The organism is Niastella populi (genome assembly GCF_002078015.1).
GTDB lineage: Bacteria > Bacteroidota > Bacteroidia > Chitinophagales > Chitinophagaceae > Niastella > Niastella populi.
In genome coordinates, this window is record NZ_LWBP01000201.1 from 1 (window position 1) to 14,624 (window position 14,624).

14 protein-coding genes are annotated in these 14,624 nt (G+C 46.7%); 3 read left to right on the forward strand and 11 right to left on the reverse strand.

The window, feature by feature from the left end; translation table 11 throughout:
* Positions 1-372: 372 nt before the first annotated feature.
* From A4R26_RS23535 to A4R26_RS23565, 7 genes are all read right to left on the reverse strand, one after another.
* Entirely contained in the window at positions 373-768 is a 396-nt protein-coding gene (locus A4R26_RS23535) for a group III truncated hemoglobin (protein WP_081168989.1), read from the reverse strand.
* Positions 765-1,532: an ABC transporter permease gene (locus A4R26_RS23540; RefSeq protein ID WP_081168990.1), complete on the reverse strand. Its 768-nt coding sequence runs from the start codon at positions 1,530-1,532 to the stop codon at positions 765-767. The genes A4R26_RS23535 and A4R26_RS23540 overlap by 4 nt, the downstream gene beginning before the upstream one ends.
* A 130-nt stretch (positions 1,533-1,662) precedes the next feature.
* Positions 1,663-2,373: an ABC transporter ATP-binding protein gene (locus A4R26_RS23545; RefSeq protein WP_081168991.1), complete on the reverse strand. Its 711-nt coding sequence runs from the start codon at positions 2,371-2,373 to the stop codon at positions 1,663-1,665.
* Positions 2,374-2,493: 120 nt separating this feature from the next.
* Positions 2,494-3,726 carry a nitrous oxide reductase family maturation protein NosD gene (locus A4R26_RS23550; RefSeq protein WP_081169047.1) on the reverse strand — a complete coding sequence of 411 codons (1,233 nt, stop codon included), beginning with the start codon at positions 3,724-3,726 and terminating at the stop codon, positions 2,494-2,496.
* 4 nt (positions 3,727-3,730) lie between these two features.
* On the reverse strand, positions 3,731-4,753 hold the full coding sequence (locus tag A4R26_RS23555; protein WP_081168992.1) for a nitrous oxide reductase accessory protein NosL: 1,023 nt from the start codon (positions 4,751-4,753) through the stop codon (positions 3,731-3,733).
* Positions 4,754-4,806: 53 nt separating this feature from the next.
* A complete protein-coding gene (gene nosZ / locus A4R26_RS23560) occupies positions 4,807-6,786 on the reverse strand; it encodes a Sec-dependent nitrous-oxide reductase (protein ID WP_081168993.1) in 1,980 nt (659 codons plus the stop codon).
* Positions 6,787-7,061: 275 nt separating this feature from the next.
* Positions 7,062-7,532: a c-type cytochrome gene (locus A4R26_RS23565; protein ID WP_081168994.1), complete on the reverse strand. Its 471-nt coding sequence runs from the start codon at positions 7,530-7,532 to the stop codon at positions 7,062-7,064.
* Between the two features lie 295 nt (positions 7,533-7,827).
* Here A4R26_RS23565 and A4R26_RS23575 point away from each other — a divergent pair, with 295 nt between their 5' ends.
* Positions 7,828-8,433 (forward strand): Crp/Fnr family transcriptional regulator, encoded by a 606-nt coding sequence (locus A4R26_RS23575; protein ID WP_242674999.1) that lies wholly within the window; start codon positions 7,828-7,830, stop codon positions 8,431-8,433.
* Positions 8,434-8,437: 4 nt separating this feature from the next.
* On the opposite strand, the gene A4R26_RS23580 is transcribed toward A4R26_RS23575, so the two are convergent.
* Positions 8,438-8,698 carry a hypothetical protein gene (locus A4R26_RS23580; RefSeq protein WP_081168997.1) on the reverse strand — a complete coding sequence of 87 codons (261 nt, stop codon included), beginning with the start codon at positions 8,696-8,698 and terminating at the stop codon, positions 8,438-8,440.
* 36 nt (positions 8,699-8,734) lie between these two features.
* On the opposite strand from A4R26_RS23580, the gene A4R26_RS23585 reads away from it, so the two are divergent.
* Positions 8,735-9,295 carry a YciE/YciF ferroxidase family protein gene (locus A4R26_RS23585; protein WP_081168998.1) on the forward strand — a complete coding sequence of 187 codons (561 nt, stop codon included), beginning with the start codon at positions 8,735-8,737 and terminating at the stop codon, positions 9,293-9,295.
* Between the two features lie 363 nt (positions 9,296-9,658).
* Positions 9,659-11,137: an MFS transporter gene (locus A4R26_RS23590; protein ID WP_081168999.1), complete on the forward strand. Its 1,479-nt coding sequence runs from the start codon at positions 9,659-9,661 to the stop codon at positions 11,135-11,137.
* 370 nt (positions 11,138-11,507) lie between these two features.
* Here A4R26_RS23590 and A4R26_RS23595 read toward each other — a convergent pair whose 3' ends face one another.
* From A4R26_RS23595 to A4R26_RS23605, 3 genes are all read right to left on the reverse strand, one after another.
* Positions 11,508-12,914, reverse strand: a complete 1,407-nt coding sequence (locus tag A4R26_RS23595) for a chloride channel protein (protein WP_081169000.1) — start codon at positions 12,912-12,914, stop codon at positions 11,508-11,510.
* A 219-nt stretch (positions 12,915-13,133) separates the two neighbouring features.
* Complete coding sequence (locus A4R26_RS23600) at positions 13,134-13,880, reverse strand: hypothetical protein (RefSeq protein ID WP_081169001.1); 747 nt, start codon at positions 13,878-13,880, stop codon at positions 13,134-13,136.
* Between the two features lie 422 nt (positions 13,881-14,302).
* Complete coding sequence (locus tag A4R26_RS23605) at positions 14,303-14,578, reverse strand: zinc ribbon domain-containing protein (protein ID WP_081169002.1); 276 nt, start codon at positions 14,576-14,578, stop codon at positions 14,303-14,305.
* Positions 14,579-14,624 lie beyond the last annotated feature (46 nt).

Genomic DNA, 14,624 nt, shown 5'->3' on the forward strand with positions numbered 1-14,624 from the left:
GTATCCTATGTCATGCTATTTATCACTTAAGCGTTAAGCATTCAGCCTGAATTACCTCTGAAACCTTTATCTATACCCGTATCCTGAAAAACCGCAGGTAAGAACAGAATCCTTGCAGTTCCCAACCTAAGCCCGTTTATAATCCGAAACCCACAGAAAAGCGGAACGCTTAACGCCAAACGCTGAAGGCCAGATCCCGAGTTTCGAACTTGTATGAATTTATTCAGGAAACTCAAATTTCGAAAACCAGCGTTACGCGTTCAGCGTTATGCCAATCCAATGAAAGATCAGTAAAAACCCGCCTTTTGGAAACCCACCAAAAGACATTGTCCTCCCGACCAGTAGGGAGGATTTTTTTATTTATACATGCTTTTAAAGTATTGACCTGGGATCGTTGGAAGGATGCACTTTTATCTGCATCATGGTGGCTATGGAACGCGCCCGTTGTTTTATCAGTTCGGCATTATCGCCTTCGAACAGCTCATCCACCGTAGCCAGGAACAGCTTCAGCCATTGTTCAAAATGGCCCGCCGTCAGCGGTGACTTCTGATGCAACTGCACATGGGCCGCCATGGGGTTGCCCTTGAAGCTCCCGGTCTGGAACAGGATGTTCTCCCAAAATTCGTACATGCGCGGCAAATGAAGCTCCCAGTTCACCCGGGCAACATCGTTGAACAGGTACCCTATCGTTGCATCGGCCCTTACTTTGGTATAAAACGTATCAACAAGCAACTGTATGTCTGCCCGGTTGGCAATATCCATTTTCATAAGTCTTTTCTATTAAATTTTCTTACCGACCACCAAAGGGGCAGCAAAGCCCAGGCGATCATGATCAACACCGTAGCCATCATACCCCATTTGCTGCCAAAGAAATCACTGAAGATGGCACTGGTAGCGCCCATCAAAGCCGAAATATCGAGTTTTAACAGGATGAGGATGCGCGCCAGGTCTACAGGATTTAAACAACTGAACACTACCATTGGTTTTTCCATGGGATAATCCATAAACTGGAACAAAAGGAATAACACAATACCGTCAAAAATAAGGGTAAAATAGAACCATAATAAAATAGCAACACCAATTCCTTTTGCCTTATCCCTTGTCAGCACCGAAGCCAGCAGCGCAATGGCTACAAATACAATGGTTAACAACAATCCCATGGCCGTCATCATAAGCCCAACATCGGTTGGCGCATATATAAGCACCGGCACACCGCAACCCACCAGAAAAGCCACGCACATAGAAGCAGCCAGCCCCGTAAAAATACTCAGCCAGATATTTACCCGCCGCAATGGCTGCGATACCAGCAGTTCAATGAATTCGGCGGCATTATACACGTAGATGGTTGAAAAAACGATGCTCACCAGCGGCACAATGATCAATACCAGGTTCAGCAGGCTCAAAATGCCTTTAGATGGATTGTCCTCGAGGTTGAATACGCTGAATGAGATCACTGCCAGGAACAGTGTAAAGGCAATGATGATCCTGTTGCGTAAGAGGTCGAGCAATACGTATTTGATGATCTTTTTCATTGTTGATTGTTTACACCATGCACTTCGTTGTTGTGAATGGGGAGTGGTGGGCGGTCAATGGTCAATGGTCTCGCGATTGTTCAGATTTTATTACGACCTTGCCGGGCCGGAATCATTTGCCGTTTGCCGTTCAATTACCGGCACTCATAACCTGCGCAATGGCGCGTGATAATTTCTTTTCGCCCGTATCTTCCTGCAACTGGCCCAGCGATTTATGAAAACGCAGTTTGCCTTCTTCCATATAAATCACTTCCGTTACTATATCATCGAGATCGCTCAGGATATGTGAAGTGATCATCGCCAGTTTGCCCTGCTGTTTTTCCTTCATGATCTTTTCTTTCAGGATCTCGGTAGATAAGGGATCGAGGCCGGCCGTTGGCTCATCGAGGATCAGCACATCGGGATTGAAAAGAAAGGCCAGTGAGGCGCTTACCTTTTGCCGTGTTCCGCCCGATAAAGTGCCCATTCTTTTATGCATCATGCCATCAAGCCTGAATGAATGGATCAGTTCTTCATCGAGCGCACCAGCCGATCGCTTGCGTATGTCTTTCATCATATCGAGCACCTGCGCAATGGTCATATTTTCGGGGTAACGGCCAATTTGCGGCATGTAGCCAATGGCCGAGCGGTACTGCCAGTTATGGGCGATGTTCTGTTTGTTGAAGGTGATGAAGCCGCTGTCGGGCACCACCATGCCTAGCAGGCATTTGATGAAAGTTGTTTTGCCCGAACCGTTGGGTCCTATCAGCGAGATCGTTTGCCCTTTAGTACAGGTAACGCTTACATCGTCGAGGGCGGTAAGTTTGGAAAATTTCTTGGTTACATTTGTAGCAATGATCATAAAAGAAAATGTTACAGGAGTTACATGTTGCGGGTTACAGATTACCGTTTTCAGGTTGCCAGCGCCTGCATGTCGACCGGCGCGGCTCCCCACATTTTTACCCGGTAACCGGCAACGGTTTTATTTAAACGCTTTCATCCGGGGCTGATCGTCTTTCAGATTCTCGGGAATAAACCCGGGAATTGTTTTCTCTGCCTTATCGAGCAAACTGGTTATAAAACTGCGGAACAACATCATGGTGACCGGGTTGCGCTCGGCTATCATGGCGTATACACTTACCGGGCGGTACGGCACATCGCCTACCCCATCGCGGTTAAGATCATAACCCTCATATTTATCCCAGTAATTGCTGTTAAAGCTGTTCAATACCAACGAGCCATTTGTTGCCACATCAAAACTGTTTCCCAGGAAATTGTTCTGTGTTACGGTATTATCGCTGCAACTGGCCTGGATCTTCAATGCCCAGCCGTTATTGTGAAACACATTCTTAGCTACCTTTATACGGTTGGTACCTTCCATATAAATACCCGTGGTATTGCGAACAAACCGGTTATGCTCTATCCGGCTGTCGGAAATTTCTTTCAATAAAATGCCGTAGGCGGCGCTGCCCCAGTTTTCAATAAACGTGTTTTGCAACATGATAACGCCTTTGGAAAACATAACGGCCACACCGGCACCATTATCTTTGAACTGGTTGCCTACATAGGCATCGTCATTGGAGAACATAAAATGTAACCCGTACCGTACGTTGCCGGTACTGGTATTGTTTTTTATTATGGAATTGGTAACGAATTCGAAGTATATACCATCGCGGTGACCGGTAATGGTATTGTTCAGGATCTGCATGCTATCGCTCTTCCAGCAATGAATGCCGTTGGCTGAATTAATTTCATTGATGGCATTCGAGCGCAGCTCGTTGCCCGAGATGGTACAGCCGGTTGCATGCTGGCTGTAAATACCAAAGAAATTATCATCGAACCTGTTGTTGCGAATGGTTACGCTGCGGCTGTTGACAATGCGAATAGCCGCAATATCATTATATCCCGAGTAACCGCTGTGCTGAACGGCAAAACCTTCCACTACCACGCGGCTGCTTTTAATGATCATGATCTCATGCTTCTTCTGCCCGTCGAGCACGGGGTACCCGATGCCTTTCAGGTAAAGCGGTTTATTTACAATAATGGTGGGTTGCCTGTAAACACCCCGTTCTACCATGACCGTGTCGCCCGGCATTGCGTTGTTAATGGCCTCCTGAAGCGATTGCAACGGTCCTGCCGGACGAACGATCCATGTTTTGGCATTTGCCGTAATTGTAAATACAACAAGGCTTATGGCCAGGCAGAGGTTTTTCATATGATCATTGATTGATTTCATTCCATTGTACATTTTTTCCGTTCACCTGTTGTTTACATTGTTCCCTGCCTGCTTCTGTGGCAAAGGCGGCAATGTTACTTCCCATGGGGCTGTGCAGCTCACCGCTGGTCAACAGGAAACCGGTTTGTGCCTGTACAAATTTTGTTGGGGTACCATAATCAAGCAGGTAAACTCCTGCAACATTGGTTTTTACTGAATGGTCGGATCTTAAAAACGAGGATATGCAGTGTATGTCATCAAACCTGTATACTTTACCTTTTCCGGTGATGACCTCACCGCCGAACCGCTGATCTAAAATGGTCATTTTACAGAAGTCACAGGCATCCTTTCCGAACTGAATGGGTTGCGGACCGGTGCTGCAACTGCTGGCAAACACCATTATAAAGATGGCCGCGGTGGTTAAAACCGTCCTTACATTGGTAAACGATCTTTTTGTTCTTCTGCGCAATTCAAACCAGGCGATCAATACCATTATAACGCCTGCACCGGTAAAGATCCAGCCGCCGGTATCGGGTACTGACCATGCGCCGAAGTTGAGGAGCTGCTTATAGCCGATCAACGGCGGCTGGTACGACATACCGGGCACCTGTATAGGCGCGGAAGGGTCAAGGTTATGTCCGTAATCATATTCCCAGCGATAAAAATCGATCAGCGCCACCAGGGCAAACAACAGGTAACCTGTCACCCAGGTAATAAAGAGCCACCTGCGGTTCAGGAGCGCTGCCACCAACCCGATCAACACAAAGGCGCCGATTATATAGGGCAGAACAGTAAATTCAACAAAGTCTTTTTCATGCAGGGTACGCATGCCTATATAATGGTTCAACCCGTTCACTACTTCCACATCGCCGCCCAGTTTACCGGCATAGATCTTCAACCCGAGGCCTTCGGGATACTGCGGGGCCGACAATTCGATACGCCAGATGGGCAGGAACAATACTCCGATCAGCGACAAAGCGCATATAACTGTTATAATTCTTGAAGTAGTGGATAACCTGTTGTTCATAAAATTCGCTTGATCAACCGTGTCACGGTGTTGAACCGTGACACGGTTAGTTATTACCTGACAGCTTCTGCATCATTTGTTTTACCTAAACTAAAACTTAAGGGCACGTTATTACCGGGGGCCGATACCCTTATATACCCACTCATTTCCTGGTGCAATGCACTACAGAAGTCGGTACAATAAAAAGGATACACCCCTGGTTTTTCGGGCACCCATTTCAGGGTTTGCGTTTCACCCGGCATGATCAGCAGTTCGGCATTGTTGGCGCCTTTTACCGCAAAACCGTGTGGAATATCCCAGTCCTGCTCGAGGTTGGTGACGTGGAAGTATACTTCATCGCCTACCTTAACGCCTTCGATATTATCGGGGGCAAAGTGGCTGCGGATAGAAGTAGCATATACATGCACCTTATTGCCTTCACGCACGACCTTCGCTTCTTTTTCGCCTTTGGTTACGTAGGTATTGGTATTCTCCTCGATCTTGTACAGTTTCGTTGAGTTCTTCGACACCAGGTCGGCCGCAATGGCCTGCGCATAGTGCGGTTCGCCAATGGTTGGAAAGTCGAGGATCAGCTGCATTTTATCGCCGGAGATATCGAACAGTTGTGCGCTTTGCGCCAGTTCGGGACCTGTTGGCAGATACCTGTCTTTCGTGATCTTGTTATAGGCAATTACATATTTGGCATTCGGTTTACGGCTATCGCCGCCGGGTACGCACAGGTGACCGATCGAATAATAGGTAGGTACGCGGTCAAGCACTTTCAGCTCTTTGATATTCCATTTTACGATCTCGGAAGAAACAAAGAAAGAGGTGTAGGCATTTCCTTTTCCGTCAAACTCGGTATGCAAGGGGCCTAAACCTGGTTTCTGTACTTCGCCATAAAGCGCAGCTTCATATTTGATCACCGGTATGCCTTCAAATTCGCCGTCATAGGCTTTATCGGCAATGGCCTTTTGAATTTTTGTATAGGAAAACACAGGCACCAGGGCAGCCAGTTTACCACTGCCTACTATATACTCACCGCTGGGGTCAACGTCGCAACCATGCGGCGATTTGGGACATGGGATGAAATAACAGATATCTTTCAGCACGGCCGGATCGAGCACGGTCACTTCGTTCAGCATCTCCGATTTGGTCATATGTGATCTTTCGTCATAACGGCTGCGGCTGTACTTTACATTTTTCTTTACACCTTTGCCGGCTTTCAGGTACTCTTCCGCTTTCTTCCAGTTAACCGCCAAAATGAAATCCTTATCGCGCTGTGAAGCGTTTACTTCAAGCAGGGTATTGGCCTGTTCAGAATTATAACAGCTAAAGAAGAACCAGCCATGGCTGGGGCCTTTACCGGCATGGCTCAGGTCGAAGTTCACACCCGGGGTTTGCAGCTGGAAGGCGATATCCATATTTCCGGTGCCTTTATCAACGCTGATAAAGCTGAGCGAGCCTTTGAAATTCTGTTTGTAAGAACTGATGGGCACATCCTGGTTATCGCCTATCGGCACGCTGAACCGGGTTCCGGCCACTACGTATTCGGTATTCTCGGTAATGAAGGGCGAAGAGTGGTTACCCGCACTGTTGGGTAATTCAATGATCTCGGCTGTACGGAAGGTTTTGAGGTCAACACGTGCAACACGGGGAGTATTGTTGGCATTGGCAAACACCCAGCGGCCATCCACTTCACCATTGGTTTGTGACAGCTCGGTATGGTGCAGGTCGTCCCAGGGAACAAAACCATGCGAGGTGTTCAACATGCCTTTACTGTTCTCGCTGTAACCATAACCTTTTTCGGGGTCAACTGAAAATACCGGGATAACGCGCAGTAAGCGGCCAGAAGGCAATCCGTATACGGAAAGCTGTCCGCTAAAACCGCCTGAAACAAAATTGTAAAACTCATCGTACTTACCGGGCGCCACATACGCTTTGGCAGCGGCATCTCCGCTCACAGCGGTGGCCGCGTTATTGGGTTTACAGGCAGGAAGCCAGCAAGCCGCAGTTACAGTTAAAAGAAGGAATGTCTGATTGAAGGGTTTCATATACTAGTTTATTAGGAGCGTTTTATTTATTATGTTGATGTTTTTACGTTCATGAATGGCCTCGTGAATGGTCAATGGTCAATGCCCTCGCGATTATTCAGATTTTATTACGACCCTGCGCCGCCCGAAATTTGAGCCGATTGCCCCCGCCTTCGCTTACGCTTCGGACGGGCAAGGATTGCCGACCTGTTCGCCGTAGCCCGGCGAAGGCGAATTGCCGTTTGCCCGCGAAGCTGCATTCCATTATCCCATTATCACATTATCACATTAGCTAATTATTTCACTCCATCATTCTGCCGCATGTATTCATATACATTGCGCGCTTCTTCATCGCTAAGGTTCTGGTTGGGCATACGCACCAGGCATAATTCAAGCATGGCCTGCGCCTTGGCGTCTTTCTCCAGCATTTCATCAACATTGGTGATGAAGTTCAGGATCCATTCGGGTTTGTGACGCCTGGTAACATCTTTCCAGCCGGGCCCAACGAGTTTTTCATCGCTTAACTTGTGACAGGATGCACATTTGACATCATATACTTTCAATCCCGCTTCGGCCATTGGTTTATCGAGGGTTGCGCTAACGGCCACATCTTTAAATTTTCCGGCGCCTCTTTCAGGATCATAAGCAGGATTTCCCGATTCCGTTTTCGCCGGCGTTGATGCGGCGGGTGTTTCCTGTTTCGATGCATTACCCGAGCAGGCATATAAACCAACAGCCGCGCTCAGTATCAAGATCATTTTTTTCATACAGGTGATTTATTTGATTGTATTACAACACAAGATTACGCTGCCGCGGAGGGGGCCTTTATGATTGGAGTCATAAATGGGGTTCAGGAATTGAAAACCCGCTGTACACGCCATTGGCACATGACGATCATCATACCGGCCGAACGCGCTAAAAGCACGTATGGCATTGGGTTTCATAAGATCCACTGCCATCGTTCCGGCCGGGCTACCTGATTTAAATCATACCGGCTGCTGTATAAGATCATGTGCATACCTGAACACCCGGGTTAGTTTTGATACAGTTAATTAACCATCTATGATGATCGATATCGACCTGCTGCTCACCTGGGGCGCTACATATAAGAAAGTACAACATGATGAAATCATTTTTCATGAAGGCGGCTGCGCCAATTTTTATTACCAGGTGGTAAGCGGTTCGGTACGATGGGTAAGTATAAATGAAGAAGGCCGCGAGTTCATTCAATTAATGGTTGAAAAAGGTGAGAGCTTCGGCGAGCTGCCGCTGTTCGATGATGGCTGTTATGCGGCCACGGCCATTGCAGAAGAAGATACCGTCATCATCAGGTTGCATAAAAGTAACTTCCTGCAACTGCTTAAAGATAACCCCGACATTCATTTCGCCTTTACCAGGCTGCTGACCGAACGCATGCGGTTCAAATTCCTCACTATTCGCGAGCTGGCGTATTATAGTCCCGAACACCGCATTCGCACTTTGCTGACCTATTTCAGGAAGCACCATAAACATACCTGTCCGGTTTGCCACCAGATAAAACTTACGCGGCAACAAATAGCCGATATGACCGGCCTGCGTGTTGAAACGGTTATCAGGGCTATGCGGCATCTGCACGATAAAGGAGAACTGGTAATAGAAAAAGGAAAGGTGTATAGCCTCGAGAAATGAAAAATTAAAAATGAAGAACAGAGAAATGGCAAAGGAAATACAGAATAACGCATCCCGACGGAGCTCTGCTTGCCGGGATGCCGACCGAAGCGTCGGCATGTTCAATGTAGAATGTTGAAGTTGAAAACAGAACGGAGAACTGTAAATTGCTTTGTTGCGTCGCTGCCTTTAATTCTTCTTCAACAACAACATCGATCCACATAATGCATGGGAATGATAATTGCAGCCCTACTGCGGCAAGCACTGTTAAAAGAAATTGAACCATTCCCATTACATTGTTAATTCGATAAAAAACTTTTCTATGGCTATTCAAACCAATGCAGGCTCACAAACAACACCCCGTTCTTCGGTTATGCCCGATTCAAAACTGCATCAGTTCTTTATGCAACAGCTACAGGATGTGTACTGGGCCGAAAAGAAGCTGGTAAAAACATTACCCAAATTGTCCGATGCTGCAACCTCTCCCCGTTTAAAGCAAGCCTTTAACGATCATCTTGAACAAACCATCAACCATGTTACGCGGCTTGAAAATATCTTTCGCCTTTTAGGCGAAGAGCCCAAAGCCTTGAAATGCCCGGCTATGGCAGGCATTGTGGATGAGGGAGCCGATATTATCGATGAAACGGATGATGGCAGCGCACAACGCGATGTAGGTTTGATCTTTGCAGCTCAAAAAGCGGAGCATTACGAAATTGCTACTTACGGTGGACTGGTAACGTTAGCCCGCACTATGGGCCACGACGATGCGGCCGAACTGCTCGATCAAACACTAGCTGAAGAAAAAGTGACCGACAGCTTACTTACCCGGATTGCAGAAGAGGATGCCAATGTGAAAGCATGCAATGAAAAATACGAGGAATAGGCTGAATGCTAAACGCTTAACGCCTTCAGCAATACACCTTAACTCAATGCGTTCGATTCAATAAAAGCTGTTCGCACACCAAATAGCGCACAGCTTTTATTGTTTAGCAGCCCCTGTTATCACCGTTTATACTTCCGTTTGCCTTCCGTTTTCCACCCCGGCCTAAGCCTTTGCCTTCAACCCTCACCGTTTCGTGTTAAGCGTTCTGCATTTCGCGTTCCGCGTTTAGCGTTAAGGGGATTATAAATAATGGTTTTATGCCATACTAAGGGTCAATTAGTATTTGCTCTTAATAATATCCACAGTTGAAATTCGTTTGTGATTTTGAGCGTTAATATTATGTATCAATAAAGAGGCCGAGAGATGAAACTTCAACCATCTGATCAATTAACCAATGCCCAGGTAAAAACCGGGTTGCATTTGATATTAAAGGATGGCCTTGCTACCGAGACCATAAACACACTTACAGCCGGTACCTTTCTGGTTGCCATAGCCTTATACATGGGCGCCTCGAACGTACAGATCGGTGTGCTGGCAGCGCTCCCTACGTTAACCAATATATTTCAGCTGGTATCGGTATGGCTGGTGCAACGGTTCAATAACCGCCGCGCCATAACAGTAACCGGCGCCATTTGCGCCCGCGTCCCTTTATTATTGATCGGAACCCTGCCCTTATTGTTTTCCGATACGGCCAGCGTTTCAGCCCTTATTTTTCTTTTGTCGTTTCAATACCTGTTTGCCTCTATTGCCGGTGGCAGCTGGAACTCCTGGATGCGCGATCTTATTCCACAACAGATACTGGGCAGCTACTTCTCTCACCGCAGCCGCCTGATGCAAATATTGAATGTTACGCTCAGCCTGTTCATTGCCATGAGCATAGATCACATAAAGGAACATTATCCCGCCCATGAGATCACAGCTTATGCCTGCATGTTCATTATCAGCGGTATAGCTGGTATGTGGGGCGCTTATGCACTTGCGCGCACCCCCGAACCAAAATCAAAACCTATTAACGATAACATCGTTAAGCTTTTCAGCAAACCGCTCACCGTGCCCAATTTCAGAAAGCTGCTGGTGTTCAACTCCTGCTGGATCTTTGCGTTCAACCTGGTTACACCCTTCTTCTCGGTATACATGATGAAGAACCTGGGTTTACCACTGGTATATGTCATCAGTTTAAACATTGTTAGCCAGGTGAGCAGTATCACTTCTATAAAATTATGGGGAAGATGTTCAGACCGTTATAGTAACAAAACCATTATTCGCATTTGTGCTCCGGTATATATAACCTGCATTATGGCCTGGTCGGTGATCGGCATCATGAGTTCAGTATTCATGCTGCCTGTGCTGGTGATCATGCACATGCTGATGGGCGCTTCCAATGCAGGCATCACGCTTGCCCTGCAAAACGTTGGGTTAAAACTGGCTCCCGCCGATGAAGGCATCGTATACCTGGTAACCAAAAACATGTGCACGGCGGTATTTTCAGCAACTGCCCCGTTAGTGGGTGGTTTACTGGCCGATTTCTTTACCAGCCATTTTGTAATTGATTTATTCGGGCGCGGACAATGGAACCTGTTCTTTATGGCAGGCGCCGTGGTTGGTGTTCTTTCAATGAAATTATTAAAGGCCGTTAGTGAAGATGGCGAACTCGATAAAAAGTTGCTGGTTGCCGAACTGCAACATAATTTCAAAAAACGCGTACGCAACTGGCATCACCTGCCCATCTTACGCCGGTATTTTTATTTGCGCAAAGCTATAGTTTTCAAGAAAGGCCTCTCGCTTGAATTTGATGACCTCATTCAGTTCAAAGGCTGGAACGAAAGGCAGCCAAAAGCCTAAGGGCAAATACAGCTGCAAGCTGTAAGCCACAAGCCGAAAGCGAATACAAATACAGCTGCAAGCTGCAAGCCTTAAGCTGCAAGCAAATACAAATACAGCTGCAAGCCACAAGCTGCAAGCAAATACAAATACAGCTTAAATGCTACAAATACAGCTGCAAGCCACAAGCCGCAAGCGAATACAAATACAGCTGTAAGCCTTAAGCTGCAAGCAAATACAGCTTAAATGCTACTTCACCGGTTTTTGCCTTCCCTTTATCAACTCAATCACCTGTATCAACTTATCAACTCTCCTGTATTTGCTTTTTCATTTCTCATTTACCTGTATTTCACTTCGACGTTGGAAATTCGATATTCGACATTCTTCTGTTTCATTTCTCATCCTTCATTTCCAATTCCTCATTTCCCTGCTTTTCATCACCCTCAGCCGGTATCGCTTCGTGGTGCAGATCCTGAATAAACTGCATTTTCAGATGGTCATAAAACGAATGCCGGTCAACGAGATAGGAAACCATTGTAGCTATCATGCCAGCCAGCATTAAATGAAATATTACATTGTGGCGGTCGGTCATTTCAAGTACCAGTATGGCCGACGTAAACGGTGTGCGGGTAACACCGGTAAGAAAACCCACCATACCGGCCAGGATCAACAGGTTTACATTCGTGGCCGACACATTGAACCATTCGCCCATAACGGCGCCGATACTGGCGCCTGCCGCTAACGCCGGTGCAAATACGCCACCCGCAGCCCCACTTGTAAATGAAATGATTGAACCAACGATCCGCACAAGCGGCATATACCAGGGCAAATGTTTATCGGCGGTGAACAGCGCATGCGTCATGATGTCTTTGCCCGACCCTAAAGCCCTTTCGCTTATGAAGTAAGCCATGGATGCCAGTAACAATGCACATATTGTTAAATAAACAACACGTTTTGAAATATTGAACGAGCGCACCCATTTCATAATAGATAAAATTATCCGCGCCATGCCACTGCCTAACAGGCCGCTTACAACTCCTACAGCAATTACCCCAAAGAAAATATAACCCGATAAATTACTTACATCGGGATAACCGAGGTATAAATAGGGGCCCAGTAAACCCTGCGCTGTTAACCCCGCAATGATCACTGCTGTAAAAAGGGCGGTTTTGAAATAACTGATATGGGTACGGGTTACCTCCTCCATCGCAAACACCACCCCACCCAGCGGGGTATTGAAAGCGGCGGCCAGCCCGGCAGCGGCGCCGGCCTTTATCATATTGCTTTTTGAAATTTTGGGCCACCAGGAAGGCAATATTTGGTTGATAACCCTGAAAACGGAGCCGGCGATCTGAATGGTGGGACCTTCTCTTCCCACTACCCCGCCGCCAAAAACCATAATGATGCTGGATACCATTTTAAAGAAGATGATGCGTACGCTCAACAGCTTTTGCACCAAATGGTTGTATTTGGGTGTAGTTAGTTCAACTGCGGCAATTACCTGCGGTATACCACTGCCCCGTGCCCCGGGCGCAAACCTGAACACCAGCCACCAGGCAAGTACAAAGGTGATGGGCGTAATAATAAAAAGCCACCAAACGCCATGACGCATCACCCATTCGGTGCCCATTTCGGCCCAGGAAAACAGTTTGGTATACAACACCGCCAACAAGCCGGTTATCACGGATGCTATCCAAAAGGGAATGGCCTGTAACAGATTGGTTTTGACCCGTTCATTGTGCAACTGGTCGTACCCCCATTTTAAACGGAGGCGGAGGGCTTTGATGAGCTTCTTCATATATAATATCAGAGCCTGTTACTGCAAATACCAATCCTCACCAGTTGATCGGGCTCCCCGGAATGGTTTTCTGGTAGGTAAAACTGCAGAAAGATCGTAGGCAGAAAGTATCCAGGCTATTCGTGGGCAAAGATATGCACGGCGTAGCCACCCCCCGCATTAGAATAACATGAGAAATTGGCGCCTCGAACACAGTTTATCCCCCGGCAGGCAACGTTCCTAAAAACTTACTCCAAGCCCCAGCAGCGCATTTACCGAGCCGAACTTATATTTTTGGGTAACGGTAGTTTCGGGGCCGGGAACGGGTGTCATCGTATAGGCCGTGTAGTCTTTTTTGGCGGCGGCATTAAAAGAAATCACATCGAAAAGTACATATACCCGGCGGGTGACGTTATACTGCAATCCCAGGCTTACCTGGTAACAAAACATGGCAGGCAGTTTTTCTTTACTTACCCACCCCTGCGAAAAGGCCAATCCTCCCATACCGGTAATAGCCCAATCGTATGAAGGTATCGCTGTTTTACATATACCTGCACTGAGCTTCGTAACCAGGTTCAATTTATCATCGACCAATGGCGTTACAAAAAAGCCGCCGGCCATTAACTTATACATCTTCCATTTACCGGTATTTACGTAAACCCGGGACAAAGAACTGACAGGGTTCTTCGACAGGAAATCCCTGTACCCTTCCTCACTTTGCATATTTACACTATACCCGCCCGTGAGCAACAGTCCAACATTTTCTTTCAGATAAATACCTGCCGTTACATTGGCAGCCATGCCGGTTTTGGCCATGCCGGGCTGGTCTTCATCGAGTGGGCCGTTGTATGAGCTTTCAGCAAATTGTCCTATAGGAACAGACGCACCAAACGACACTTCAGCAAACATTTTTGGGAGCTTACGCTGGGCCTGCAGTGCGCAAAAGATGAACAGGAAACCGGTTAAAAGTATTAGTGATCTTTTCATATTTAGCATTTAATTGTTCCTGTACATAATGTGGCCATTAAATACAGGAACAGAATTGTGTTTCAACTTTCTGATGTAAAAGTCCGATCCCCCAACCGGCTAATGACCCACCCACCCTTTCACTTGTTGCATCAGGCGGCAAATAACAGCCAAAGGAAACGGTTAGCAATAATCGTATATAAAAAAAGCACCACTGCGTGGCGCCCGGAAACAATATAAAAATTTGCTCAGTTAATGTAAAATATCAATTTATGGAAAGTTTGCATAAGAGCGGGTAAAGGCAATAGGCGTTGGTGTATCAAAGTGTGTTTGATACTGCATGCAAAGGTATCAGGCTGCTCCTGAACAGAACAGCACTATACTTTTACGGGGTGAAGATTGCAATTGATCAGTGTTCATAAAAACGCCCTGCCACTGTTATATTACTCAACAGCAAGGGGATGTGATTTCCATCGCTCCAGTTTATGGATGTTACGGGTATAAAAGCCGGTAAGGAAACCCGGAAAACCTACTTCTTTTAGTTTTCCTTTTACCCGTTCCTTCATATCATCAACTGTAATGTTACGCACTGTGAATTTTCCGTCGAGGAAACAGTGACTGCAATACATTTTGCTTATGGTGCCATCCGCATGAGTGCCACCATTATCCCGTTTCATAGGCATACCGCAGGATTGACAGCATTTGTAGGCTCTTTCCATAACAGTCGATTTTTAGTATTAGGAAATTCGATTCGGAATATTTCTA